The sequence below is a fragment of the Zhihengliuella alba genome, from assembly GCF_039538765.1.
Lineage (GTDB): Bacteria > Actinomycetota > Actinomycetes > Actinomycetales > Micrococcaceae > Zhihengliuella > Zhihengliuella alba.
Genome location: NZ_BAABCJ010000002.1, coordinates 596,127 through 622,299 on the forward strand (window position 1 = coordinate 596,127; position 26,173 = coordinate 622,299).

The 26,173-nt window shown below is 71.0% G+C and carries 21 protein-coding genes and 1 riboswitch; of the genes, 7 read left to right on the forward strand and 14 right to left on the reverse strand.

Features of this window, described 5'->3' with window-relative positions:
- Positions 1 to 33 precede the first annotated feature (33 nt).
- Positions 34 to 2,202, reverse strand: coding sequence for an MMPL family transporter (locus ABD784_RS08445; RefSeq protein ID WP_344882814.1), 2,169 nt, complete (start codon positions 2,200 to 2,202; stop codon positions 34 to 36).
- A 208-nt stretch (positions 2,203 to 2,410) separates the two neighbouring features.
- Between ABD784_RS08445 and ABD784_RS08450 the strand changes: the two genes are divergently transcribed.
- Complete coding sequence (locus ABD784_RS08450; protein ID WP_344882817.1) at positions 2,411 to 3,091, forward strand: MarR family winged helix-turn-helix transcriptional regulator; 681 nt, start codon at positions 2,411 to 2,413, stop codon at positions 3,089 to 3,091.
- Between the two features lie 221 nt (positions 3,092 to 3,312).
- Here the strand turns inward: ABD784_RS08450 and ABD784_RS08455 are convergent, their stop codons facing one another.
- Positions 3,313 to 4,893 (reverse strand): DEAD/DEAH box helicase, encoded by a 1,581-nt coding sequence (locus ABD784_RS08455; RefSeq protein WP_344882820.1) that lies wholly within the window; start codon positions 4,891 to 4,893, stop codon positions 3,313 to 3,315.
- 334 nt (positions 4,894 to 5,227) lie between these two features.
- On the opposite strand from ABD784_RS08455, the gene ABD784_RS08460 reads away from it, so the two are divergent.
- From ABD784_RS08460 to ABD784_RS08470, 3 genes are all read left to right on the forward strand, one after another.
- Positions 5,228 to 5,851, forward strand: a complete 624-nt coding sequence (locus tag ABD784_RS08460; protein WP_344882822.1) for a LysE family transporter — start codon at positions 5,228 to 5,230, stop codon at positions 5,849 to 5,851.
- A gap of 82 nt (positions 5,852 to 5,933) precedes the next feature.
- Entirely contained in the window at positions 5,934 to 6,434 is a 501-nt protein-coding gene (locus ABD784_RS08465; protein WP_344882824.1) for a low molecular weight protein-tyrosine-phosphatase, read from the forward strand.
- Positions 6,435 to 6,437: 3 nt separating this feature from the next.
- A complete protein-coding gene (locus ABD784_RS08470; protein WP_344882827.1) occupies positions 6,438 to 8,714 on the forward strand; it encodes a chorismate-binding protein in 2,277 nt (758 codons plus the stop codon).
- 40 nt (positions 8,715 to 8,754) lie between these two features.
- Here ABD784_RS08470 and cls read toward each other — a convergent pair whose 3' ends face one another.
- Entirely contained in the window at positions 8,755 to 10,236 is a 1,482-nt protein-coding gene (cls, locus tag ABD784_RS08475) for a cardiolipin synthase (RefSeq protein WP_344882830.1), read from the reverse strand.
- Between the two features lie 165 nt (positions 10,237 to 10,401).
- Between cls and ABD784_RS08480 the strand changes: the two genes are divergently transcribed.
- Positions 10,402 to 11,310 (forward strand): aminodeoxychorismate lyase, encoded by a 909-nt coding sequence (locus ABD784_RS08480; protein ID WP_344882833.1) that lies wholly within the window; start codon positions 10,402 to 10,404, stop codon positions 11,308 to 11,310.
- A 3-nt stretch (positions 11,311 to 11,313) separates the two neighbouring features.
- Here ABD784_RS08480 and ABD784_RS08485 read toward each other — a convergent pair whose 3' ends face one another.
- The 4 genes from ABD784_RS08485 to ABD784_RS08500 all read right to left on the reverse strand — a co-directional run bounded on the left by ABD784_RS08485 (position 11,314) and on the right by ABD784_RS08500 (position 16,448).
- A complete protein-coding gene (locus ABD784_RS08485) occupies positions 11,314 to 11,619 on the reverse strand; it encodes a hypothetical protein (RefSeq protein WP_344882836.1) in 306 nt (101 codons plus the stop codon).
- 692 nt (positions 11,620 to 12,311) lie between these two features.
- Positions 12,312 to 12,941: a DUF6318 family protein gene (locus ABD784_RS08490; protein WP_344882839.1), complete on the reverse strand. Its 630-nt coding sequence runs from the start codon at positions 12,939 to 12,941 to the stop codon at positions 12,312 to 12,314.
- A 159-nt stretch (positions 12,942 to 13,100) separates the two neighbouring features.
- Positions 13,101 to 15,803 (reverse strand): ATP-binding cassette domain-containing protein, encoded by a 2,703-nt coding sequence (locus ABD784_RS08495; protein ID WP_344882841.1) that lies wholly within the window; start codon positions 15,801 to 15,803, stop codon positions 13,101 to 13,103.
- Between the two features lie 9 nt (positions 15,804 to 15,812).
- Positions 15,813 to 16,448 carry an ECF transporter S component gene (locus ABD784_RS08500; protein WP_344882844.1) on the reverse strand — a complete coding sequence of 212 codons (636 nt, stop codon included), beginning with the start codon at positions 16,446 to 16,448 and terminating at the stop codon, positions 15,813 to 15,815.
- Positions 16,449 to 16,490: 42 nt separating this feature from the next.
- A riboswitch (TPP riboswitch) is annotated at positions 16,491 to 16,627 on the reverse strand.
- Between the two features lie 77 nt (positions 16,628 to 16,704).
- Between ABD784_RS08500 and ABD784_RS08505 the strand changes: the two genes are divergently transcribed.
- Positions 16,705 to 16,974, forward strand: coding sequence for a DUF4235 domain-containing protein (locus ABD784_RS08505; RefSeq protein ID WP_309080940.1), 270 nt, complete (start codon positions 16,705 to 16,707; stop codon positions 16,972 to 16,974).
- Positions 16,975 to 17,023: 49 nt separating this feature from the next.
- On the opposite strand, the gene mnhG is transcribed toward ABD784_RS08505, so the two are convergent.
- From mnhG to ABD784_RS08535, 6 genes are read right to left on the reverse strand one after another with little or no spacing between them, the layout of a single operon-like run.
- Entirely contained in the window at positions 17,024 to 17,506 is a 483-nt protein-coding gene (mnhG, locus tag ABD784_RS08510; protein ID WP_344882847.1) for a monovalent cation/H(+) antiporter subunit G, read from the reverse strand.
- The gene (locus tag ABD784_RS08515) at positions 17,506 to 17,775 is read right to left on the reverse strand and encodes a monovalent cation/H+ antiporter complex subunit F (protein WP_425582944.1); all 270 of its coding nucleotides are present in this window, start codon (positions 17,773 to 17,775) and stop codon (positions 17,506 to 17,508) included. The genes mnhG and ABD784_RS08515 overlap by 1 nt, the downstream gene beginning before the upstream one ends.
- Positions 17,772 to 18,434: a Na+/H+ antiporter subunit E gene (locus tag ABD784_RS08520; protein WP_344882850.1), complete on the reverse strand. Its 663-nt coding sequence runs from the start codon at positions 18,432 to 18,434 to the stop codon at positions 17,772 to 17,774. The genes ABD784_RS08515 and ABD784_RS08520 overlap by 4 nt, the downstream gene beginning before the upstream one ends.
- Positions 18,431 to 20,164 carry a Na+/H+ antiporter subunit D gene (locus ABD784_RS08525; protein ID WP_344882853.1) on the reverse strand — a complete coding sequence of 578 codons (1,734 nt, stop codon included), beginning with the start codon at positions 20,162 to 20,164 and terminating at the stop codon, positions 18,431 to 18,433. Before ABD784_RS08525 ends, ABD784_RS08520 begins: the two co-directional genes overlap by 4 nt.
- Positions 20,161 to 20,760: a Na(+)/H(+) antiporter subunit C gene (locus ABD784_RS08530; protein ID WP_425582945.1), complete on the reverse strand. Its 600-nt coding sequence runs from the start codon at positions 20,758 to 20,760 to the stop codon at positions 20,161 to 20,163. Before ABD784_RS08530 ends, ABD784_RS08525 begins: the two co-directional genes overlap by 4 nt.
- Positions 20,757 to 23,927, reverse strand: a complete 3,171-nt coding sequence (locus ABD784_RS08535; RefSeq protein ID WP_344882856.1) for a Na+/H+ antiporter subunit A — start codon at positions 23,925 to 23,927, stop codon at positions 20,757 to 20,759. The genes ABD784_RS08530 and ABD784_RS08535 overlap by 4 nt, the downstream gene beginning before the upstream one ends.
- Before the next feature lie 173 nt (positions 23,928 to 24,100).
- Between ABD784_RS08535 and ABD784_RS08540 the strand changes: the two genes are divergently transcribed.
- Positions 24,101 to 25,522, forward strand: a complete 1,422-nt coding sequence (locus tag ABD784_RS08540; protein ID WP_344882859.1) for an MFS transporter — start codon at positions 24,101 to 24,103, stop codon at positions 25,520 to 25,522.
- Positions 25,523 to 25,588: 66 nt separating this feature from the next.
- On the opposite strand, the gene dcd is transcribed toward ABD784_RS08540, so the two are convergent.
- Positions 25,589 to 26,170 (reverse strand): dCTP deaminase, encoded by a 582-nt coding sequence (dcd, locus tag ABD784_RS08545; protein ID WP_344882862.1) that lies wholly within the window; start codon positions 26,168 to 26,170, stop codon positions 25,589 to 25,591.
- Positions 26,171 to 26,173 lie beyond the last annotated feature (3 nt).

Consider the following 26,173-nt stretch of genomic DNA (forward strand, 5'->3'; position numbering starts at 1 on the left):
CCGCCACTCGGACCGGTGGTCCGGCGGAGGGTCTCAGCGCCCCTCGGAGCGCCGGAAGAGGACCGAGGGCCACCAGAGCCAACGGCCCAGATCGTGCGCCAGCGCCGGCACCAGGAGGGTCCGGACCACCAGCGTGTCCAGCAGGACGCCGAACGCGACGATGAAGCCGAGCTGGACCATGAACATGATGGGGACCACGGTCAACGCGGCGAAGGTGGCCGCGAGGACCACGCCGGCCGAGGTGATCACCCCGCCGGTCACCGTGAGGGCGCGGGTCATGCCGTCCTGGACGCCGAGCCGGGCCACCTCCTCGCGGGCCCGGCTCATGAGGAAGATGTTGTAGTCCACGCCCAGGGCCACGAGGAACGTGAAGCCGAAGAGCGGGACCGTCGGGTCGGCGCCGGGGAAGTCCAGGATCCCGTTGAAGACCAGCGCGGAGACACCCATGGCCGTGCCGTAGGACAGGACCGTGGTGGCCACCAGGACGACCGGCGCGACGATGGACCGCAGCAGGAGCATGAGGATCAGGAGGATGGCCCCCAGGACCAGCGGGATGATCTTCCGGACGTCGTCCTGGGCCGTGGCCTGCTGGTCGAGCGCGGTCGCCGTCGGGCCGCCGACCACCGACGCGCGGTCCAGGGCGTGGACCGTCGAGCGCAGCTCCAGCACGGTCTCCTCCGCGGCGGCCGAGTCCGGCGGATCCGTCAGCGTGACGCTGATCTGCACGTTCCCGTCCACCACGCGGGGCTCCATCCCCGGCCTGACCGGGCCGCCGCCGTCCGCCGTCGCAGCCGCGGACGCGACGCCGTCGAGCCCGGCCACCGCCTCCAGGGCCTCGTCCGCGGCCACCTCGTCGATGTAGATCTGCGTGGGCGAGCCCGAGCCAGCGTCGAAGTGCCGGGCGATCGCCTCCTGGCCGTCGCGGGCCTCGGACTCCCCGAGCACCAGGGATGACTCGGGGACGCCGGACGCCTGCAGCTGCGTCACGCCGAGGCAGCCGACGGCGAGCACCAGGCCCGTGACGATCCAGACGGGCCGGTGCCGGCGGCGGACCCAGCCCGCGATGGCCGACCAGAACGGGTAGGCGGCCCGGCTCTCGGCCACGGTCCGCTCCTCCGCATCGGTCCCCTCCGGCGACGGCTTGGGCATGACCGGCCAGAACGCGAAGCGTCCCATGAAGCCGAGCAGCGCCGGCAGCAGCGTCATGGCCGCCAGCACCGAGAAGACGATGCCGCTGGCGGCGATCGGGCCGAGTGCCTTGTTCGAGTTGAGATCGGAGAACATCAGGCACAGCAGGCCGACCACCACGGTGCCGGCCGAGGCGAGGATCGGCTCCACCGAGCGCCGCCACGCCTGCCGCACCGCCGCCCAGCGCTCCAGCCCTGCGGCGATCGCCTCCCGGAACCGGGCGACGATCAGCAGGCAGTAGTCGGTCGCCGCGCCGATGACGAGGATGGAGAGGATGCCCTGGCTCTGGCCGTCGATGCGGATCAGGCCCGCCGCGGCCATCTGGTAGACGACCACGATGGCCGCGCAGAGGGCTGCGACCGCCGTGAGCAGGACGGAGATCGGCAGGAGCACCGAGCGGTAGACCACCACGAGGATGACGAGGACGGCCGCGAGCGCTACGGCCAGGAGCACGCCGTCGATCCCGCCGAACGCCTCCGTCAGGTCGGCGGCGAATCCGGCCGGGCCGGTGACGTAGACGGACGCGTCCTCCGGGAGGTCGCCGGCGGCGAGGGCCGCATCGGCGAGCGAGCGCAGTTCCGCGACGGCGGCCTCGACGTCGAGACCGCCGGAGACGGGGACGATCAGCTCGAGGGCGCGGCCGTCGTCGGACGGGAGGGGTCCGACGACGGTCCCGTCGACGATCGCGGCGCCGCCCACCTCGGCCGTCCGGATGTCCTCGACGAGCGGCTCGGCGGCCGGCGGCGCCAGGCCCTCGGCCGACTCGATGACGACGACGGCCGGCGTCGAGTCCGACTCGGCGAACTTCGACTGCCACTCGACGGCGCGCGTCGCCTCCGCGGACGCCGGCAGGAACGTGGTGCGATCCGTGGTCTGCACATCGCCGATCTTGCCGAACGTCGGGCCGCCCACGGCCATCACGCCCAGCCAGAGGGCCAACGCCGCCACGGCCAGCAGGCCGCGCAGGAAGGCGGGGCCGGTGCCGCGATGGGATGGATGCTCCGGTCGATCCACAGGTACCTCCGATTGTCCGTGCCGGGAAGGCGGCGAGGGCGGGGAGCCGCGGCACCCCGGCGATGCGCCTGATCCGTCGAATTAGTTCGACAATGGAAATACTAGCCGGTCCCCGGGGGCGGCGATATGATCGAACCCCGCGCGCCCCGCAGTACCCGTCCCGTACGACGAGGCCACACCGACCTCCAGCACCAAGAGACCGAGCAGCATGACACCGAGAGCTCACCAGACGGGCCGAGCACCACAGGCGCGCGAGGCAGCCTCGCCGGCGTCGGCCGGACCGGCGGACTCCGCCGAGCTCCGCTGGCGGTTGATCGAGTCACTCCAGCAGGTCACGGTCGCCTCCGACCGCTACATCGACTCGGCGGCGAGGTCGGCACGGGTGCACAAGACCGACCTGCACGCGCTCAACGCCGTGCTCGACAGCGAGCGCTCGGGCGATCCCGCCACGGCGTCCGACTTGGCGCGGCGACTCGGTCTCTCCGCGCCGGCCACCACGGCACTGGTCGACCGCCTGCAGAAGCAGGGACACGTGGAGCGCCGGCGGGACGCCACCGACCGCCGCCGGGTGGAGCTGCACACCACCGACCTGGCCCGCCAGACCGGCTCGGGCATCTTCAGGCCCCTGGCGATGGCGCTCGCCTCGATGGCCGAGGACTACTCGGACGAGGAACTCCGTCTGATCGAGGGCTTCCTCCGGCGCGCCTCGACGACGATCGATTCGACGACTGCCGCCGGAGCGACCACAGGAACAGCCGCCGGAGCGACCCCAGAAACAGCCAGCGGAGCGACGACAGGACCAGCCGCCGGAGCGACCACAGGAACAGCCGGCAGAGCAACCGACGGCTCCGCCACTGGAGCCGGAGGCGGCGCCCCCGCGGGCGGCTGACCACGCCACGCACCCTCGGGGACCACGCGCCCCCGGGCCCCGACGGGGGGCACGGCAGAGGAACGACAGACGGAAGGGCGGCAGCCACACCATCGGTGCGGCTGCCGCCCTTCCCTCTAAGCCTGGTCGGGGGCGATGCAGGGCCTACGCCTGCTCAGACCCGCCGACGCTCCCGGCCGGCCTGTGGCCCAGCCCGCGCATCGTCCGATCGGGGCCGTGCCTCAGCGGCGACGGTCCCCGGTCGCCGGCGCGGTGGCCCGGCGGGTGCCGCGGCGCGCGCGAGGGGCACGCGGGGCCTCGCCACCGGCCTGGCCGTCACGGCGCCCGCCTCCGCCGGAGGCCTGCTGGCCGGCGCCCTGCGGCCGCCCACCGCGGCGGCTCTCGCCGTCCTGGGCGGGACGCTGACGCGCCGGACGCGCGTCCTGGCCGCGCTGGCCCTGGCCCGACTGGTCGGACTGCTGGGGACGGCTGCGCCGCCCCTCGCCCTGGGCGCGCTGACCCGCGGGAGCATCAGCTCCGGGACGACGGCGCGAGCGGCCGCCGCGGCGGCCCTCGCCCTGCCCGTCGCCGCCGCCGCGCGGCCGGTCCGCCTTGGGGCGTGCCTGCTGCTGGCGCGGCTGCGGCGCGACGTACTCGACGACGTCGGCCTCGGCACCGCGGAGGGCGAGCACGGCGTCGTCGTCCGGTGCCACACGCTGGAACGGCACGGAGATCCCGGCCGCCTTCAGGAGCGTGGAGACCTCGCGCTGCTGGTCGTAGGTCGAGATGGTGACGACCGCGCCCTCGCTGCCGGCGCGGGCCGTGCGGCCGGAGCGGTGCAGGTAGGACTTGTGCTCGGTCGGCGGATCGATGTGGACCACCAGCTCCACGCCGTCCACGTGCACGCCGCGCGCCGCGACGTCCGTGGCGACGAGCACCTTGGCGTCACCGGCGGAGAAGGCCGCCAGGTTGCGGTCGCGCGCATTCTGGCTGAGGTTGCCGTGCAGATCGACCGCGGGCACGCCCGACTTGGACAGCCACAGGGCCATCTTCTTGGCGTGGTGCTTGGTGCGCATGAACATGATGCGGCGGCCGGTGCCGGCGGCGAGGGAGCGGACCAGCTCCTTCTTCTCGTCGGCGTCGACCACCAGCACGTGGTGCGTCATCGTCTCGACGGCGGCCTGGGGCGCGTCGACGGAGTGCGTCACCGGACGGTCGAGGTAGCGCTTGACCAGCGTGTCGACGCCGTTGTCCAGGGTGGCGGAGAAGAGCATGTGCTGGATGCCGCGCGGCAGGCGGTCCAGAATGCGGCGGACCATGGGCAGGAAGCCCATGTCGGCCATGTGGTCGGCCTCGTCGAGCACCGAGATCTCCACGGTGGAGAGATCCACGTAGCCCTGGCCGATGAGGTCCTCGAGCCGGCCGGGGCAGGCGATCAGGACGTCCACGCCGGACTTGAGCTCCTGGACCTGGCGGTGCTGGGAGACGCCGCCGAACACGACGGCCGTCTTGAGGCCGAGGGCCGAGGCGAGCGGCTCGACGGTGCGGGAGATCTGGGTCGCCAGCTCGCGGGTCGGCGCCATGATGAGCGTGCGGGGCCGGTACGGGGCCCGGCGGACGCCGGAGGCGGCGAGCCGTGCCGCGATCGGCAGGCTGAAGGCGAGGGTCTTGCCGGAGCCGGTCTGGCCGCGGCCGAGGACGTCGCGTCCCGCCATGGTGGACGGGAGGGTCGCCTCCTGGATGGGGAACGGGCTGGTGGCGCCCATGCCGTCGAGGATGGTGAGCAGGCGCTCGGGCACGCCGAGCTGAGCGAAGGAAGTCATCACTGTCTTTCAATCAGAGTGGGACCGTCGGCAGGAGCACTCGGCGGTCTGGCAGCCGGCTGGCGCCGGCAGGTCGCCGAAGTCTCTGACCGCGGTCCGGTTCCGTCGCTGGGACGGAGGCTCGGACGTATCGATGGCCGGTGGGGCCATGCACGACAGGAGGATCGACGCAGGACACGGGGCCGGCGCGGAATGCGTCCGCCGCTCGTGTCGCAGGAGATCAACACTACCAGTGACCGCTCGGTCCTGTCGGTGGTCCACGTCACTGGGGGCCGGATCGGCCCGGAACCGGGCCCGGCTATGCTCCCCGGCGCGCCCGCCCTATGATCTCCCGGTGACGTTGAGTGTATGGCTTCCCCTGCTCGGCGCCTGCGCTCTGATCAGCTTCACCCCGGGCGCCGGCGCCATCAATACGATGTCCAATGCGATCAGCTCGGGCTTCCGCCGCTCCTTCTGGGGCATCCTCGGTCAGCAGCTCGCGTTGCTCATCCACGTGCTGGTCGTCGCCGCCGGCGTGGGCCTGCTCGTCGCGAGTTCACCGCTGGCGTTCAACATCATCCGCTACGCCGGCGCCGCATACCTGGTCTACCTGGGCGTGCGGCTGCTGCTGGCGAAGCCGACGCCCGAGGCCGACGACGCGGGCGTGCGGACCCCGGAGCGGGCTGCCTCCATGTTCCGCCGCGGCGTCTGGGTGAACCTGCTGAACCCGAAGGCGATCGTGTTCTTCCTGGCGTTCACGCCCCAGTTCATCGACCCCTCGGCGCCTCTGCTGCCCCAGTACGCCGCCTTCATCGGGACCGTCGTCCTCGTGGACATCGCCGTGATGTGGTTCTTCTTCGCCGCGGCGGCCAAGTCGTTCCGCCGCTTCACCGAGGGCGCACGCGGCCAGCGCATCATGAACCTCAGCTTCGGCACGCTGTTCATCTTCGTCGCCGTCCTGCTGCTCCTGACGCACTAGCCCCGGCCCCCGCAGCCGCGCCGGAGGGCCGACGCGCGTGCCGCGGCTCACGCACTCCCGCGCGGCTCCCTAGACTGGTCCCATGTTCCGCATCACCGCCGTCTGCACAGGCAACATCTGCCGCTCCCCCATGGCCGAGTACCTCATCCGGACCGAGCTCGAGGCGGCCGGGGTCGACGGCGTCGTCGTCTCCTCCAGCGCCGTCAGCGAGTGGGAGATCGGCAACCCCATCGACGCCCGCGCGGGGGCGCTCCTAGACCGGCAGGGCATCGACACCACCGGCCACGTGGCGCGGCAGTTCGACGCCTCCGACTTCGAGCGCACCGATCTGGTGCTGGCGCTGGACACCGACCACTACGCCGCGCTGCGGCAGCTGGCCCCGTCGCCGGAGGACGCGGAGAAGGTCCGCATGCTGCGCTCCTTCGATCCGGACGTCTCCGAGGCGGGCCTCTCGGCGCAGGGCATCTACGACCCCTGGTTCGGCGACGAGGGCGACTTCGAGACCGCCCACCGGCTCATCATGGCGGCGATGCCGGGGCTGATCCAGTACATCCGGAGCTCCGCGCGTCCCGCGGACAGCTGACCGTTGACCCCCTCGCCTCCCGCCGGCCTGGACGGCTCGCCCTCACCGGGCCCGCGCCGGACCGCGCCGACCCTGATCGCCATCGACGGCCGCTCGGGCGCCGGCAAGAGCACACTGGCGCTGGAGCTGGTCACGCGGCTGCGCCGGCACCACCGTGTCTCGCTGTTCCACCTCGAGGACCTCTACCCGGGATGGGACGGCCTCGCCGCCGCGATCGAGACCTTCGCCTCCGAGATCCTGCCCGAGCTCTCCGCCGGGCGCGACGCCCCGTGGCGGGCCTGGGACTGGGCCAGCGGGTGCCCCGGCGAGCACCGGCTCACGCCGGCGGCGGACGTGGTGGTGGTCGAGGGCGTCGGCGTGGCGTCCGCGGCGGCCCGGCCCCTGCTGGACGCAGTGGTGTGGGTCGACGAGGACGACGACGTCCGTCGGGCACGCGCGCTGGACCGCGACGGCGACACGTACCGGCCGTACTGGGAGCAGTGGGCCGCGCAGGAGGCCCGCTGGCTCGAGGGCGACGACGTCCGGGCCGCCGCCGACGTCGTCGTCCGGCGTTCCGAGGGTGAATCGGCCGTCGAGTCGACCGCGACCGCCCTCCTGCACCTGCCGGGCCTGCACGACCTGCTGCGGTCCGAGGTCGTCGCCGCGCGCTCGATCAGCCAGCGGGTGGACGAGATCCGGCTGGACGGCCCGGTCGTCGCCGCCGACGTCTTCGAGCGCCTCGGAGCGCACCGCGCGCGTCATGCGGCGCTGCTGGAGTCGTCGAACCCGGACGCCCGGGACGCCGGGGCCCGCAATCGCTTCAGCATCATCGCGCTGGCCGACGACGGCGCTGCGTCCGCCCCGGACGATGCCGGCGGCGGCCCCGTCGCCTCGGATCCCGGTTGGCTGGAGCAGGCGGGGAACGGGACCACGGTGGTCGAGCATGGGGCCGTCGCCGACGGCGCCTCGCCTCCCGCGCCCCGGAGCGTCGTGCGGGTCGGCGCCGCCACGGCCCGGGTTCCGGGCTCCTTCACGGAGTGGCTGGCCCGCTGGTGGGATCCGGCGGAGGACGGCGGATCGCGCCGGCTGACCGGCCACGGAGCGCTCGGCTACACCTCCAGCGGGTGCAACTTCCAGCTCGGTTGGACGGGATGGCTCGGATACGAGCTGAAGCGGGAGGTCGGCGGCTCCCCCGTTGCGGCGCCGCTCCCGGACGCGCTGCTGTTCCGTTCCCGCCGCGCACTGGTCATCGACCACCACGACGGCCGGGCCTGGACCCTGCAGGAGGAGGTTCCGGGGTCCCCCCAGTCGCAGAGTCCACTGGTGGACAGTTCCCCTGGGCCCGGCTCGTCCCTGGACGCCTGGACGTCCCGCGTCCGGGACGCCCTGCAGGCCTGCTCCGGCGAGGCCCCGGCGCAACCCGCACCGCAGCCCTCGCCGGTGTTCGCCTGCCGGGACAATGCCGCCGGCTACCAGGCGAAGGTCCGTGCTGCTCAGGCCGAGATCCGCGAGGGCAACAGCTACGAGGTCTGCCTCACCACGGCTCTGGAGGCGCGCGCACCGGGCTGGGATCCATGGCGCGCCTACCGACAGGTCCGCTGGACCAATCCCGCGCCGTTCGCCGTCTACCTCCGCGCCGGCGGGGTCGCTCTCGCGGGAACCTCGCCCGAGCGATTCCTGAGGATCGACGCCGACGGATGGATGCGGGCCGAGCCGATCAAGGGCACGCGGCGACGCGCAGCCGACCCGGACCAGGACGCCGCGCTGCGCCGCGATCTCGAGTCCTCGCCGAAGGACCGGGCGGAGAATGTGATGATCGTTGACCTGCTGCGCAACGACCTGGTGCGCAACGCGTCGCCGGAGACGCTCAGTGTGCCGCGGCTCTGTGCCATCGAGTCCTACGCCAGCGTCCACCAGATGGTGTCCACCATCGAGGCACGCCTCCGGCCGGCGGCCTCGCGGGCCGAGGCCGTCCTGGCCGCCTTCCCGCCCGGCTCGATGACCGGCGCCCCGAAGATCTCGACCATGCGGATCCTGGACCGGTTGGAGGACGGGCTGCCGCGCGGACTGTACTCGGGCGGGGTGGGCTACTTCGCCGACTCGGGCGCCTGCGACCTCTCGGTGGTCATCCGCAGCCTGGTGATGACGGCCGAGGACTCCGACGACGCTTCGTGGCGGCTCTCGCTGGGCGTCGGCGGCGCCGTGACGGCAGACTCCGATCCGGCGGACGAGTGGGACGAGGTCCGGACCAAGGCCTTCGGCGTGCTGAACGCGCTGGGCGCCCCGTTCCCCGACGCGTAAGCCCCCGGTAGCCGGCCCGCCGCCGGACTACGCGCTGCGGCTACTGGAGGGTCGCCGTCAGGCGGCAGACGTTGTCGAGCCAGCGGGCAGCGGGCTTGCGCGCGTTCCACTCCTCTAGCGTGAGCTCCTTGGACTCGAGCCGGTACTCGTCCTGGACCCGGTTGACCTCCTCGACGGCCTCGGCCCCGAGGAGCATGACCGACACCTCGCGGTTGAGGGAGAAGGAGCGCATGTCCATGTTCGAGGATCCGAAGACCGCCACCGTGTCGTCGACCGTGAAGCACTTGGTGTGCAGGACGGCCGGCTGACCGTACCGGAAGATCCGGACCCCGGCCCTGAGCAGCTGCGAGTAGTAGGACTGCTGCGCGTGGTGCACCAGGAACTGGTCGCCGCGCTCGGAGACGAACAGCTCCACCCGGACCCCGCGCTGCGCCGCCGTCGTGATCGCGTAGAGCAGCGAATCGTCCGGCACGAAGTACGGACTCGTGATCGTCAGGCGCTCCAGTGCTCCGTAGACGAGCGCGTTGAAGAGCCGGAGGTTGTTCTCTGACTCGAATCCGGGGCCGCTGGGGACGATCTGGGCGCGCATGTCGCCGCGGCTCGGCTGAAGACCTCCGGAGACCACGTCGGCGAGGAGATCGTCGTCGGTCTCCTGATACCAGTCGGTCGCGAAGACGATGTCGAGGCCGGTGACGATTGGCCCCTCGGCCCGCGCCATGATGTCGGTCCAGGCGCGCCCGATGCGGTGCGCCGCCTCCCGCTTGTAGCCCGGCTCGATCAGGTTCTGGCTGCCGGTGAAGGCGACCTCGCCGTCGACGATGACGAGCTTGCGGTGGTTGCGCAGATCGGGGCGGCGCCACCGCCACTTGCGCACCGAGATGGGCAGCATCGCGCGCCACTCGATGCCGGCGTCGGTGAGCCGCTTCTTGAGCTTCTGGTATCCGTCGACGCGGAGCGTGCCCAGATGGTCGAAGAGGACCCGGACGTTCACGCCTCGGTCGACGGCGCGTTCGAGGGCCTCAAGGAACGGGGAGACGTACTCCGAGTCGTCGCCGATAATGTAGAACTGCACGTGGACGTACTTCTCGGCGCGCTCGATCTCGCCGGTCATGGCGAGGATGGAACGCTTGTAGTCCGTGATGAAGTCGAACCGGTTGCCGCTGTGCATCGGAAAGGCTCCGAGCTGGCGGTTGAGGAAGACCACCGATTCGATCCACTCCGGCGCGTCGCCGGTGACGTCCTCGCTCTCGAGGTGCTGCGTCGACTCGAGGACGCGGCGGTTGACCTGGACCTGCTTCTGCGTGCGACGGTCCGAGAGCTTGAAGTTCCCGAAGAGCAGGAAGAGGGCCAAGCCGAGGGCGGGGATGAAGAAGATTGCCAGCAGCCAAGCCATCGCGGTGGTGGGACGGCGGTTCCCGGGCACGATGCCGAGCATCAGGACTCGGACCACGACGTCGAACGCCCACGCCAGGGCCAGCAACCAGACGGGTATGTCGTTCAGGAGCGACACTGCGTCGACCACGTTCCACCTTCCTCCTCGGCCGCGCAAATCGCCCGTTCGGGCGTCAGCCGTGCCGATCTCTGCGCGACGACGCGCGGCAACGGGTCCAGCCTAGTCGGGCATGAAAGCGTGCGGCGCCCGGCCCGTCGCGCCGAGGCGATTCGCGCGGCAAGTAATCTGGTGCCCATGACTGTCTTGGTGTTCATCGACCCCTCCGCTCCCGCCGGTCGCGTGGCCGACGCCTCGGCGCCCCAGCTCTCCGTGCTGGATCAGGGCGTCACCCGGGGCGACGGCGTCTTCGAGTCGGCGCTGTACAAGGGCGGCGCGGTCCGGAAACTGGACATGCATCTGGCGCGACTGCAGTCATCGGCCCAGCTGTCGGATCTGGAGGTCCCTGCCGAGGACGCCTGGCGTGCCGCCGTGGCCACGGCAGTAGCGCAGTACGACGACGAGGCTCGCCGCAGCGCCTCCGCCGCCGACGCGCCGGGCGGGGAGGCCGAGGCGGTCGTGAAGCTGATCGCCACGCGCGGCTCGGAGGGCTCCGGGCACGGAACGTCGTGGGTCACGGTCTCGCCGGCCCCGGCTCTCGGGCGCAAGCAGCGCGAGTCCGGCGTGCGTGTGCTGTTCCTGGACCGCGGCTACGACTCGACGGTTGCGGAGCGTGCGCCGTGGCTGCTGATGGGCGCGAAGACGCTGTCCTACGCCGTCAATATGGCGGCCCTGCGCTACGCCCGTAGCAACGGTGCGGACGATGTCATCTTCACGTCCAGCGACGGGCGGGTGCTCGAGGGGCCGACGTCGACGGTGCTGCTCGCGACCCGCGACGGAGACGAGAAGCGACTCATCACGCCAACGCTGCGGACCGGGATCCTTCCGGGGACCACTCAGGGCGCGCTCTTCGATCAGGCTGAGGAGGCGGGCTGGAAGCTCGGCTACGGCCCGGTCGTCCCGCAGGACCTGCTCGAGGCGGACGCCGTGTGGCTGGTCTCCAGCGTCCGGTTGCTGACACCGGTGACCTCCATCGACGGTGAGGCGATCTCCACGGATGGCGAGCTCACGGCCGAGCTGTCGGGGTTGATCGAGGCCATCGAGTAGTCCCTACTTCTCCCAGGGCGGCGTGGTGAGCCAGGGCGACCGGCAGGCCCACCCATCCGGGTTGTCCACGCAATCCTCGGCGACGTTGCGGGTGACCGTCTCCCAGATGCTGGCACCACGCGGATCCGAGGGAACAACGGCCACACCGGAGACCGGAAGCCACGGCGAACCGTTGTAGCGGAACTGGCCCGTGTACACGGTCTCGAGACCGATGTCGTAGTTTCCAGTCTCCTCGTAGACCACGCTCGTCGGCGTCGAGAACTCGTACGGATCCGCATCGTCGGGCCGCGGACTGCCGGCCTCGGCCACAGTGCGCGTCCGACCATCCCCATACGACCACCGATACTCGATCGGAGTCGCACGCACTTCCACCTCGGTACCGAGAATAGTCGTCGTCAAGGTCTGCGCCTCACTATCGGCCCATACATTCACGTGATGCCCGACCAGCGCGACACCCCACCCCTCGACCTCATCCTGAAAATTGATTTGCGATCCGGCCAGCGGCAGAGAACGGAATTCTCGGTTCGTAAGAATAATGGGTTGCGACGCTTGCTCTGCAACATCGGCCCTATCCTGCTCTTGAGCGCTCAGGCACCGTCTAGTGTTAGTCGTGACCCTCTCTCCGCTACCCGGGGGAAAGACATAGCGTAAAAAGAGACGCTCCTCCTCCCCGCAAAGTGACCGAGTTGCCTCGATGCAAGTCTGATCTAAAGACGAACCGGCATCATCTAAACAGTAGGGAAGCCAAATCTCACGCACTTTTGGTGACTCCTGGCCGCTTTCCTCAACGATTTCACCACTAGCGTCAGAGCCACTGCCCTGATCGCCACCGCTCGAACCTTGGCCAGTGGTCGGCGAGGTCACCCAAGCATTGAGCTTGCTTCCCTCTGCCTCTGCACTCGCAGAGGGCGGAGCCGGGGTGGACGCTGCAGCTGGACTCACGGTTAGGAGAGTCCCGATGAGACTCATCGCGATCATTCTCCAGACCTGGAGGGAATTCGTCACTGAATCATTTCTATGCTCGTAGCCACCCAACCCGAAGCATCGCTATACACGGCTTTAAATTCAAAGGCCGCGTCGAATACTTGAAAATCTGTGTCATCCTCAGTGACAGGCCCATCCGACGAATAGGCCTTCCCTGGGTTCTGCGCGATTTTTATAACAGAGTGGATGGAGCCGTCTTGATCTTTCTTGAACGGTGTATAAAAATCGCCCACATCCATTGCGCCTCCGACAATCCACTGGTTCTTCGACGAAACGTCATCGATCATCTTGATCGTCATTTCACAGTGACGACAGTCCTCGCCCGACAGCGGAGGCAGAATTGATGTATCTCCGGTTTCCAGGGCATAATCGCGCGCCTCGAACCAGTAGTTGACGAACGCTTCGTAACCTTCGGCCGTGAACTCCTTGGCCTCCTCCGGCATCACCGGGGGCTCAATGTTCTCAGCGGGCGACGTGGAAGTGGCCGGCTTCGGGGTGGGAGAGGCGCTGGTCTCGGGGGCCGTAGAGGTGGTCGGCGCTGCTTCGGTGGGCTCCGTCGTCGTACCGTCAGAGTCCGTGCAACCGCTCAGCACCAGGGCCGCGGACACCGCCGCGACGCCCAGAACGCCAGACCTCTTCAACCGCATGAATCTACCCCTCGTGATGTGCTTCACTCCCCCAGCGCCACACGAGCCTAACCTCCGCGACGGGCGACCGCCGAGTTTTCCACAGCGAATGACATAACTTTGATGACACAGCAGGGGCGCCGGAGATGCCCTCCGACGCCCCTCCAGCAGCCGACGAGACTACGATGCCCAGACGACGTTCCACGTCCCCAGCCCCACGGCCGCCCCCACCGTCACGACGCCGAGCAGGAGCCCACCGAGGACCACCACCGCGTCCCTGCCGGTGAAGACCGACTCGTGCGCCCAGGTCCGCTCCGGCCCGCCGAATCCCTTCGCCTCCATGCTGACGGCGAGCCGCGAGGCACGGCGGATCGCCTGCACGATCAGCCCGAAAGCCTGCCCACCGTTCGCCTTCGCCCGCTGCCAGGGACTGCCGTTGGAGCCGACGCCACGCGCCCGGCGGGCCATGCCGAGCACCTGCCATTCCTCGGCCAGCAGTCCCACCAGACGCATCGCCGCGAGCGCACCCAGGACGAACCGATGCGGCAGACGCGCCTTCTGCGCCAGCCCGGTCGCCAGATCGGTAGGATCGGTGCTCGCCACGATCAGCACCGCCGGCAGCGCGACCGCGAAGATGCGCAGCCCCGTCGCCAGGCCGCCGGCGACGGACCCCGTCGAGATGCTGTACCAGCCGACCTCGAACAGGATCTCCCCCGTCTTCTCCCCGACCAGGGCCGTTCCCCACGCGGCGAAGACGGCCGCGATGATGAGCGGCCAGGTTCGCCGCAGGAAATCGCGGATACGCACACCGCTCAGCGGGAGCATCGCGAGCGTCGCCGCAACCACGATCGCCGCGCTCACGAAGTCCATCGAGACCACCAGCGGGATCGTCACGAAGGCCAGGGCCACGAGCTTCGCCAGCGGGTTCGTCCGGCCCAGGTAGCTCGTCGCGGCGCCGGTGCTCGGCTCCAGACTCAGGCGACTCGGCCGGCTCGGCCGGCTGCTCCTCCCCGGCTGGTGCGCGCCCGCGGCCTCACCGGGATGCTCTCCGCGCGGCTCGCCCACGGCGCGGACCGCGCCGTCCGCAGCGGCGGCCTTGACGGCCTCGCTCCCGTCCGGCGTCGCCCGCCGCGCGAGATCCCGGACGTCCACCTGCTCGGCTCCGATGGCGGCCGCGAAGTGCTCGTCGTGCGTCACGGCGATGATCGCGGTCCCCGCCCGCCGCTCCGCCAGCATCAGCTCGGCGAGCTCCCGCCACGTGTTGGCGTCCTGCCCGAATGTCGGCTCGTCCAGGACCAGCACGCGCGGCCGCGTGGCGAGGACCGCTGCGACGGACAGTCGCCGCTTCTCCCCGCCGGACAGCGTGAAGGGGTTCGCCTCGGCCAGTTCGGACAGGCGGAGCCGGGCCAGCAGCCGGTCCGTCCGCTCGGCGATCTCGTGCTCGGAGAACAGTCGTTCGCCGTCGTCGTCGCGTGCGTGCCGCTGCCCGTACTCGAGCTCCTCGCGTACGGTCGTCGTGACGAACTGGTGCTCCGGCTCCTGGAACACCGAACCGATCCGGCTCACCAGATCCGCTGCCCGCCAGCTGTACGGCCGCCGCGGCAGCCGGCCGCCCGCTCTCGCATACTCGTAGTCGCCGGCGAACTCCGGCAGGAGCCCGCCGAGCGTCAGGGCGAGGGTGGACTTCCCGACGCCGTTCGGGCCGGTGATACAGAGCGCGCGGCCGGCCGTGAGGTCGAGGTCGACGCCCGCCAGCGTCGGGGTGTCGCCGCGCTTGGCGGCCCCGCGGCCGACCGCCAGACCGCGGGCCGTCGCGATCGACGCCCCGACCGCCCCAGACGAACCAGACGGGCCGGAGGTCCCTGCGGCCTCGCCACCGGTCTCCCCGCCGGCCCGGACCGCGGCCCTGCCGGTCCCGGCGTGCGCCTGCGGCGACACCTCCGGAACGTACCCGGGCACCCAGACGCCGGCGTCGATGAGCCGCTCGCGCATCGGCCCCGGACCGAACAGCTCACGCGGCGTCCCGGACGCCAGGACCCCGCCGGCCGGCTCCAGGACCAGCACCCGGTCCACGTGCGGTGCCCAGGCGCCGAGCCGGTGCTCGACGATGAACGCCGTCGCCCCGGTCCGCTCGAGGACACGCACGACGGCGTCGCGCACCTCCTCGACCCCGTCCGGGTCGAGGTTGGCCGTGGGCTCGTCGAGCAGCAGCAGCGAGGGGCGCATCGCCAGGATCCCGGCGAGCGCCAGACGCTGCTTCTGGCCGCCGGAGAGCGAGCTCGTCGGGTGGTCGAGCGGGAGATCGCCGAGTCCGACGGCGTCGAGCGCCTCGCGGACGCGCGGCCAGATCTCCTCGCGCGGCACGGCGAGGTTCTCGGCGCCGAACGCGACGTCGTCGCCCACCTTGGACTGGACCACCTGCGTCTCCGGGTCCTGCTGCATCAGGCCGGTCGTGGCAGCGCCGGTCACGGCTGCTCCGGCCACGCCGGTCCCTGAGCCGAGCTCTGAGCCGTTCCCGGTCGCGCGGACCGGAGCCCCGCCGACGGCCAGGGAGCCGGTCGACTCGGCCTCGTCGTCGTCCGCGTGGAGCACCCCCGCGAGGGCGTGCAGCAGCGTCGACTTGCCGGCCCCGGACGGCCCGACGAGCAGGACCCGCTCGCCCGGCGCGACCCGGAAGTCGACGCCGGCGAGCGCGGGCCGCTCCCGGCCCGCATGCCGCCAGCCCCAGTCGGACGCGACGACCTCGGCGCCCGCGGTCCCGTCCCGGTGCGGCGCGCCACCGAACTGTGGAGCATCCCCGCACTGGCTCGCGATCCTTCCGTCCGCGTCCTCGCGTCCGTCCTCTGTACTGAGCCTCTGCGGGCTCGTCACTTCTGGACTCATCGCCATGCCCTAGCCGGCGACCGGTTCCTGCGCCGCCCTCCGCGAGGCCAGCGAGGAGAGCGCCCCCGTCCGGGCGATCGCGCGGGTGGCGATCCAGGAGAGGAGCCCGGCGATCAGGAGGCCGGAGAGCACGGCGAAGCCCATGTGGGCGAACTTCATCGGCAGCGTGTACATCGGGTACCAGTTGGAGATGAAGAGGTCGTTGACCGTGCCGAAGACGGCCATGCCCGCTCCGGCCACCATCGCCGCGGGCAGCCCCCAGCGGCGGTAGCGCAGGGAGGCGAACACGGCCTCGGCCCCGAGTCCCTGCAGCAGCCCGGACATCAGGACGGTCAAGCCCCACTGGGAGCCCATGAAGGCGGAGATGACGGCGGCGAGCAGCTCGCAGTACAGGGCCGCGCCGGGCTTGCGGATGATCAGCGCGCCGAGCACGCCGGGGAACAGCCACATGCCCATGACGATGCCGGACGACGGCGGGAACGCCGCCCACAGGAAGTCGAGCCCTGCGTAGGACATGTTCCAGGCCCAGAAGATCACGCCGGAGACGACGGCGATGACGGACGCCACCACGATGTCGACGACGCGCCACGCGGCCTTGGGCGCCTTGGCGGCGGGCCCGGCCGTGGAATTGATCGGTGTTGCCATGTTCTTCCTCCTTGAGGTCAAGGAGGGGAGGGTGCCGCTGGGCACCCCAAGAGCTCGACTCCCTTCGCCGGTACTAGCCGGAGCAGGTTCGAGGGTCTGCGTCTGTGCGCACTCTCAGCGTTCTGCCGTCGGCCGGTCTCCCGGCGCTGACGACGGCGAACGCTCCCCTGTCGTATCTGGTGAGGCTAAGTTTAGCGCCGCGTTATGCTGAGTTGGTAATCGCAGGTCGCCAGCAAGAGATACGGGAGTCGCCCGCATGAAACTGATCCTGAAAGCGCTCGGCGCGTTGGTGTCCGTCGCAGCCGGCATCGCCGGTTCCAAGCTCCTCGACGGGCTCTGGCGCAAGGCCACGGGGCAGCCCGCACCTCGCCCCGGCGACAAGGAGGCCGTGGCCGAGGCCTCGTTGCGCCAGGCGCTCGGCTTCGCCATCGCGTCGTCGGTGGTCACTGCGGTGATCCAGGTCCTCACCAAGCGCGGGACCGACGGTGCCATCGCGTACCTGCGCCGCACCGCGGACGAGGTCTGAGACCTTCCTCCCGGCGGGGCCCACGAGCCCCCGGCGCCTCCCGGTGCCGTTAGCGCGGTCGACTGTCGTCGGCCGCGCTTTCGCGTTCCGGGCCGGACTCCCGGTCGTCCGGCGCGGCCTGGTCGTGCAGCGCGCCCCCGTGGTGATGCGCGGCCCGGTCGCGTTCCCGCCCGGCGGCGTGCTCGACGACGTCGCCGAGGTCGTCGTTGACGAGCATCGAGCGGCGGAGGTGCTTGGTGCGATACCCCGCCCGGCCGACCATGTGGGCGCTGACCGGCGCGGTGACCAGCTGCAGCAGCCACGCCAGGACCAGCACCGGCACGGCGCTCCACGATCCGATCTGGAGGGCGACGGCGGCCAGCATCAGGAGCAGCCCGAGGACCTGCGGCTTCGTCGCCGCATGCATGCGGGACATGAGGTCGGGGAAGCGCAGCATGCCGACGGCCGCGGCGAGCGACATGAGGGCTCCGACGACGAGGAAGACCGCCGTCGTCGCGTCGCGGAGGGTGACCCAGAGGCTGGCGTCGGGCATCAGGTGTTCCTCCGGTCCGTCACGTAGCGCGAGATGGTCACCGTGCCGATGAAGCCGACCACGCAGGCGACCACCACGAAAGCCATGTGGTTGAGGTGCCCGTTCACGGCCATGTCCACGCAGAGCGCGGCCATGATGATCGCCAGCAGCACGTCCATGGCGATCGCGCGGTCCAGGATGGACGGTCCGCGCATCAGCCGGATGATGACGAGCACGGCGGCCAGGCTCAGCAGGATCCCCGCGGTCCACGCGGCAGCGGTCAGCATCATGAGACGTCCTCCTGTCCGCGGGCGGCCTCGAGGGTCGGCTGGGCCGGCGGCTCCGCCCGCCCGGCCTCCTCGTCGCGGACGCGCCGGACCTCCTCCGGGGTACCGATGATCCGGATGATCAGTTTCTCCGTGTCCAGCACGTGCCGGCGGAACCGCTCCGCGCTGTCCGGTCCGGACTGGTTGAGCACGTGCATGTAGAGGGTCCCGGTCCCCCGGTCCACCTCGACGACGAACGAGCCCGGGATCAGCGTCATCGTGTGCCCCGTGGCGGTCACCATGAGGTCCTCGCGGGCGCGCAGCCGGACGGCGACGACGGCGCTGCGGATGCGCGGCCCGTACCGGAGGGACCACCAGAGCACCTGGAAGCTGGCCACGGCCACCTCGCCCACGAACTTGACGATGAACACGAGCGCCCACCAGACATTGAACCGGCCCGTGAGCCGCACCGGCGGCAGGCGGAACAGCGAGACGATCCCCGTCGAGATGAGCAGGCCGAAGATCAGGTTCCCGAGGGAGAAGTCCCGCCAGAGCGCGCCCCAGACCAGCATCATGCCGATGAGGAGCGGCAGTTCGACGGCGAAGCGCCGCCGACGCTGCCGCGCTCGGGCCCGGAGGCGGGACCACCGGCGGCCGGCCTGCGCGTCGCCTGCGTTGCTCATCGTCCGCCCCCTCCCTGCTCGGAGCCGGATCCTTGCTCGGGCTCGCCATCGATATTGCCCTCGACGACGTCGACCGGTGCCTCGCCGTCGTACGATCCCTCGCCGAGGACCGCCTCGATGTAAGGTTTGCGCTCGAACATGCTGGCGGCCGCACGGTCGCTGAACTCGAAGAGGGGGCCCGCGAACACCGTCAGTGCCACGCCGAGGGCCACCAGACCGGCAGTGGCCCCGACCATCATGTGCGGCACCGCGCGGCCGCGCTCCACGCCCGCGGTCCGTGCTGTGGGGCCGACCGGGTCGACCGGGGCAGCGCCGTCGTCGACCGACGATTCCGCGGTGGCCTCCGCGGCGGCGAGGCTGCGCAGGAGCACGGGCTCGGGCTCCTCGGCATCGGACGCCTTGCGCCAGAACGCCCGGTTCCACACGCGCGCCACGGCCAGGAGCGTGAGGAGCGAGGTCAGCACCGCGCCGGCCAGGAGCACCCACACCAGGGGCGTGCCCAGATCGATGCCTCCCTGCATCAGCCCGAGCTTCCCCAGGAACCCGGAGAGCGGGGGGATCCCGGCGAGGTTCATCGCCGGCACGAAGAACAGGACCGCCAGCACCGGGGAGAGCTTGGCGAGGGACCCCAGCCGGTCCACGTTGGAGGTTCCGGCACGGCGCTCGATGAGCCCGGTGACCAGGAACAGCGAGGTCTGGACGATGATGTGGTGCGCCACGTAGTAGACGGTGGCGCCGAGCGCGACCACGTTGCCCACCGCGAGCCCGAAGACCATGTAGCCGATGTGGCTGGTCAGCGTGAAGGAGAGCATTCGCTTGATCTCCTGTTGCGCCACGGCGCCGAGGATCCCGATCAGCATGGTCAGCAGGGCCACCACCATGAGGAGGGTGTTGAGGCTGTCGCCCGGGAACAGCAGTGTCTCCGTGCGCACCATGGCGTAGACGCCGACCTTCGTCAGCAGGCCCGCGAACACCGCCGTCACGGGTGCGGGGGCCGTCGGGTAGGAGTCGGGGAGCCAGAAGGACAGCGGGAACACGGCCGCCTTGATGCCGAACGCCACGAGGAGCATGAGGTGCAGGATCATTCGCAGGCCGGGCTCCAGGTCGCCGAGCTTCATCCCGAGGTCGGCCATGTTCACGGTGCCGGTGGCCGCGTAGATCAGGCCGATCGCGATCAGGAAGAGGATCGAGGACACCACGGACACGACGACGTAGGTGATGCCCGCGCGGATGCGCGGCGCCGTGCCGCCGAGCGTGAGCAGGACGTACGACGCCGTCAGCAGGATCTCGAATCCCACGTACAGGTTGAACAGGTCGCCGGCGAGGAACGCGTTGGAGACGCCCGCGACGAGGATCAGGTACGTGGGGTGGAAGATCGAGACCGGTCCGTCCCCGTCGCCGTCGACCATGCCCTGTGCTGTGGCATAGAGGAGGACGGCCAGGCTGACTGCCGTCGAGACGACGAGCATCAGCGACGAGAACTCGTCCACGACCATGGTGATGCCCCACGGCGCCTGCCAGTCCCCGAGGAACACGGCCTGGGCGCCGTTGCGCCACGCATTCACCATCATGGAGATCTCGAGGACGAGCGTCAGGCACAGGGTGCCGATGGTGATCGTGCGCTGGGCGCGGCTGCGGCGGCGGAGGACGAAGGCCAGCGCCGCGCCGAGGATCGGCAGGGCGACGGCGAGTGGCGCGACACTGGTGATCAGCTCCAGGAGCTCGTTCACGAGGCATCACCCCGCTCCGGGCCCGGCCGGCCGCCGGCCTCGGCGGCTCGGTCCGGGCCGGCGGGACGGCCGGGACGGGCGCCGGCCGTGGGCGGCTTCTCCGGGTCGTCGTTGTCGGGGGCGAACTCCGTGGTCTCGGCCGCGATGACGGCGTCCTCCTCGGGGTCGAAGTGGTGCTGCTCGGCGACGCGGATGTCCTCGGGGTCGTCCACGACCTCGTCGCGCCGGGCGATCACCCAGGAGCGGTAGATCAGCGCCAGCATGAACGACGTGATCGCGAACGTGATGACGATCGCCGTCAGGACGAGGGCCTGCGGCAACGGGTCGGCGTAGTCGCGGGCGGCGACCTCCCCGTCGTACAGCGGGGCGAGGCCCGCCGGCCCGCCGGCGATGAGGATCAGCAGGTTGACGCCGTTGGCCGTCAGCAGGATGCCGAGCAGGACCCGGGTGAGGCTGCGTTCGAGCAGCAGGTAGATGCCGGCGACGAAGAAGACGCCCATCACGACCAGCAGGAGCACGTTGATGGTCAGGGGCTCGCCGGACCCGGCGGCGGTCGCCGTGGCGATTGCGGTTGCTGTTGCTGTTGCTGTGGTCATCGCGGGTCGGCCTCCGTCCGCGCGCCGGAGGCGCTGTCGTGGATCATCCGGTTCCCCGGGGCGAGGTCGTCGGGCGGGACAGGTCCGTCGGGCTGAGGGGCGCCGTCGGGGGCGGCGTCGCGCCGGACGACGTCGTCCGAGCCGCCGCGCGCGTCGCGGTCGTGCTGCCACGACTCGCCGTCGTCGTGCCGCTCCGTGATGCCGCGGCCCTCGGAGAGCTCGTCGATCTCCGAGCCGAGGCTGCGGAGCACGTCCAGCGCGAGCCCGACGACGACGAGGTACACGCCGACGTCGAACACGGTCGACGTGACGAACTTGTGGTCCCCGAAGACCGGCAGGGTGAACTCCAGGGCGAAGGACTCGAAGAGGTTCCCGCTCACGAGGAACGGCACCATGACGCTGCCGGCGGAGACCGCGAGCCCCAGTCCGAGCAGCGTGCCCGGGCTGATCGGCGTCGCCTCCGCGAGCTCGTAGCGGCCACCGGCGAGGTAGCGGATCGAGAAGGCCAGCCCGGCGAGCAGGCCGCCCGCGAACCCGCCGCCGGGCAGGTTGTGCCCGGCCAGCAGCAGGTAGACGGACGCGAGCAGCAGGGTGTGGAAGATGAGGCGGGTGACCACCTCGAAGACGATCGACCGGCGCTCCGGCGCCAGTGTCCGGCCGGCGACGAGCCAGGCCTCGCGGTCGGTGCGGGCGAAGTGGCGGGCGATGGCGAGGGCGGCGCTGCGCCGCGAGGAGTGGATGTGCTCCGACCCGCGGTCCACCGTGCCGGACTCGATGTCCTGCAGGGCCTTCCCGCCGTCGCCGCGGCCGCGCACGAAGATCAGACTCGCGATGCCGGTGGCGGCCGCGGCGAGGACGGTGATCTCCCCGAACGTGTCCCAGGCGCGGATGTCCACGAGGATGACGTTGACGATGTTCTCCCCTGCGCCATCGACGTACGCCATGTCCGGCAGGGCCAGCGAGATCGGATCGGCGACACGGCCGGCGAGCGCCGCGACGGTGGCGGAGACCATCGCGAGGGCGAAGCCGACGGCGAGCAGCGCGCGCAGGATCCGGTGGCCGGAGGGACTGGAGGACCACAGCTCCACGGGAAGCGAGCGCAGCGCGAGGACCATCGCGATCAGCACGATGGTCTCCACCAGAAGCTGCGTGAGCGCCAGGTCCGGTGCCCCGTGGAGCGCGAAGATGACGGCCATCCCGTAGCCCGTGACGGCCACCATGAGGACGGCGAGGAAGCGCCGGTGGGCCCGCACCGCCAACAGGCTGCCAGCGATCATCGTCAGGCCGATGACCAGCTGGGTGGGCGACTCGAAGGCCAGGGTGTGCAGGGGCACCGGCTGGTCCAGGAGGATCACCGCGGACGCCGGAGTGGCCGCGCCGACGACGATGATGACCATCAGGTAGAACCGCAGGGAGCCGCGCTGGGTGCGGCCGGTGACCCAGACGGCCAGGTTGTCGATGCCGCCGACCGTGTGGCGGTAGACGGCCTCCGCATCGACGAGCGCGGGGACGCGGTCCTGGAGTCTTCCGACGGCGGAGCGCCCGGCGAACATCAGCGCGCCCACCGCGAGGATCGCCGCGGAGAGACCCAGTGCCGGGGTGAGGCCGTGCCAGAGGGCCAGATGGGCGGGGTGCTCGGCGGTGCCGAAGAGATCGGCATAGGGCTGGGCCAGGTGCTCCAGCGGCGCCGGGACGAAGGCGAGGACTGCCGTGGCGGCCGCCAGCACGGCCGGCGCGGCGAGGAACAGCCACGGCACGGGCGTGAACTCCGTGGGCGCCACATCCCGCTTGGCGGCGAAGGCGCCCCAGACGAAGCGCGCACTGTAGGCGAAGGTGAGGATCGACCCCAGGACGATCCCGACCACGATCCACGTGCCCGTGGCGACCCCGAGCAGGGAGCCGCCGAACGCCGTCGTACCCGCCTCGCCGAGCTCCAGCGCCGCGCCGAGCACGGACTCCTTGGCGACGAAGCCGAACAGCGGCGGCACCCCGGCCATGGAGGCGGCGCTGACGAGCGCGACGAGGAAGAGCTTCGGCGCGCGACGGCCGAGGCCGGAGAGCTCGCGCACGTCGCGCGTGCCCGCCTGGTGGTCGATGATGCCGACGACCAGGAACAGGGCAGCCTTGAAGAACCCGTGCGCGAGTGTCATCGCCAGGGCCGCGAGGGCGGCGTTCGGGGTGCCCAGCGAGCTGACCAGGATGAGGAAGCCGAGCTGGGAGACCGTGCCGTAGGCGAGGATCAGCTTGATGTCGGTCTGGCGCAGGGCCCGCCAGCCGCCGACGAGCAGGGTGGCGAGGCCGAGGACCACCAGGACCGGGTGCCAGAACGCCGTCCCGCTGAATCCGGGGGCCAGCAGCGCGATCAGGTAGACGCCCGCCTTCACCATGGCGGCCGCGTGCAGGTACGCCGACACCGGCGTGGGGGCGGCCATGGCGCCGGGGAGCCAGAAGTGGAACGGGACGAGCGCGGACTTGGAGATCGCGCCGACCAGGATCAGCAGGATCGCGACGTCGATGGACGTGCCGGAGAGGTGGTCGGCCCCGGCGATGGCGTCGGCCATGATCTCCGAGATCCGGTAGGTCCCGGCACGCTCGCCGAGCAGGATCAGCCCGAGCAGCATGGTCAGCCCGCCGAACGTGGTGACCAGCAGCGCCTGCAGCGCGGCCCGGCGGGCGGCGATGCGATGGCGGGAGTAGCCGATCAGCAGGTAGGACAGGACGGTGGTCAGTTCCCAGAAGATGAAGAGCAGGATCAGGTCGTCCGCCAGGACTAGGCCGAACATCGCGCCGGCGAACGCGGTCAGCTGCGCGCCGAATGGACCGATGTCCGGGTCGTCGCTCTTGAAGTAGCGGGCGCAGTAGAAGAGGACCAGCGCGCCGATGCCGAGGATCAGCAGGCACAGCACGGCCGCCAGGGCATCGAGGCGGAACGCCAGTTCCAGCCTGAGCGACGGCACCCACTGGACGATGTACGACGGCGGGGCGTTGGGGGCGCCGTTCAGGGCGCCCTGGTCGGCCGCGACGACGGCGGGGATCTGCGTCAGCAGCCAGACGAAACCGGCCGCGGGGGCCAGCGCCACCAAGTAGAACGAGGCGCGGCCGATCCGAGCGAACAGGAGGGGTGCGACGAGCGCGGCGCCGAAGAGGACCAGCATCGTCACGATCACCGCACCACACCCCTCTCAGTCTGAAATACACTACCGGACCACCCCCGGCCGGGTCGCATCGGACGACCCCTCCGGACGCGGCGGCGGATCCGGGCCGCGCACCGGAACCGGGCCGTCCACGGACCGGCCGGAGCGGTATCCCGGAGGGGTGCGGGCCGCATATGATCGCGATCATGAGAGCATCCCGGGGCGCCGACGATCAGACTCCCGCGGCCGGCGAGAACCCCGGGCGGGGACGCGTCCGGCCCGCGTGGCCCGGGACCGGCCCCGGCGAGCCGTACGGCCCGGCGACGCCGCCCCCGGCCGCCGCCCCGCGTCGGTCCCAGGTCCTCGCCTGGGCCTCCTGGGACTGGGGCTCGGCCGCCATCAACGCGGTCATGACCACTTTCGTCTTCACCGTGTACCTGACCAGCGAGCAGTTCGGCGACACGGACGCCAACTCGGCCGCCCTGAGCACCGCGCTCGCGATCGCCGGCTTCGCCATCGCCGTCCTCGCCCCGGTGACCGGACAGCGCTCGGACGCGGGCGGGCGGCGCCGGCTGTGGCTGGGAGTGAACTCCGGCCTCGTGGCCTTGACCACCGCCGCGTGCTTCTTCGTCTACCCCTCGCCGGACTTCCTCCTGCTGGGCGTCTCGCTCATCGCCCTGACCAGCATCTTCGCCGAGTTCGCCACGGTGAACTACTACGCCATGCTCCCCCAGGTCTCGACGCCGGAGACGATCGGCCGGGTCTCCGGCTTCGGCTGGGGCATGGGCTACCTGGGCGGGATCCTGGCGCTCGCCCTCGTGCTGTTCGGGTTCGTGCAGCCCGTGCTGGACTGGCCCGGCGCGGAGACCGGCGAGGCGCTGAACCTCCGTCTGGTGGCCGTCTTCTCGGCCGTCTGGTTCCTCGTGTTCGCCCTGCCCGTCCTCTTCGCCGTCCCGGAGATCGAGCGCCGGCGCACCCAGCGGGTCAGTGTCCTCACCAGCTACCGCCAGCTCGGCCAGCACATCATGCGCCTCTACCGGGACAGCCGGCACACGCTCTACTTCCTGCTCGCCTCCGCCGTGTTCCGCGACGGCCTCGCCGCGGTCTTCACGTTCGGCGGGATCATCGCGGCCGGGACCTTCGGCTTCGCGACGGCGGACGTCATCGTCTTCGCGATCGCCGGCAACGTGGTGGCCGCCGTGGGCGCCATGATCGGCGGACGGCTCGACGACCGGTTCGGGCCCAAGGCCGTGATCGTCTGCTCGCTGATGGGTCTGGTCGTCGCCGCGCTCGGAGTCTTCTTCTCCCCCGACAGCCGCGGCTTCTGGATCTTCGGTCTGCTGCTGTGCCTCTTCGTGGGGCCGGCGCAGGCCTCCTCCCGGGCCTACATCGCGCGGCTCGCGGAGCCGGGCCGGGAGGGGGAGATCTTCGGGCTCTACGCCACCACGGGGCGCGCGGTGAGCTTCCTCGCCCCGGCGATGTTCACGTTCGCGATCGTCCTGGCGACCCCGCACGTCGCCGCCGGGGACGCGCAGCGGTACGGCATCCTGGGCATCCTGCTGGTGCTGCTCCTCGGGCTCGCCCTGCTGCTTCCGGTCCGGCGCCCCGAGGACGTGGGGCGCGCCTGACGCCGGCGGGGGCGGGCGTCAGTTCGAGGCCCCGTCAGGTCGAGAGCCCGCCAGGTCCAGAGCCCGTCAGTTCGAGAGTTCGGTCCGGTGGTAGTTGAGGTGGCTCCGCGACGCCGTCGGACCGCGCTGGCCCTGATAGCGGTTGCCGTACTCGCCCGATCCGTATGGGTGCTCGGCGGGCGAGGTGAGCCGGAAGAAGCACAGCTGGCCGATCTTGGACCCGGGCCAGAGCTTGATCGGCAGCGTCGCCATGTTGGAGAGCTCCAAGGTCACGTGTCCGTTGAAGCCGGGATCGATGAACCCCGCCGTGGAGTGCGTCAGCAGGCCGAGCCGCCCCAGCGACGACTTCCCCTCGAGGCGCGCGGCGACGTCGTCGGGCAACGTGACCCGCTCGTAGGTGGCGCCCAGGACGAATTCGCCCGGGTGCAGGATGAACGGCTCGTCCGGATCCACCTCGACCAGACGCGTCAGCTCCGGCTGGTCGACGGCCGGGTCGATGTGGGCGTACTTGTGGTTGTCGAACAGGCGGAAGGAGCGGTCGAGCCGCACGTCCACACTGGACGGCTGGACCATCGACAGGTCCAACGGGTCCAGGCCGATGCGTTCGGCGTCGAGTTCGGCACGGATGTCGCGGTCGGAGAGCAGCACCCG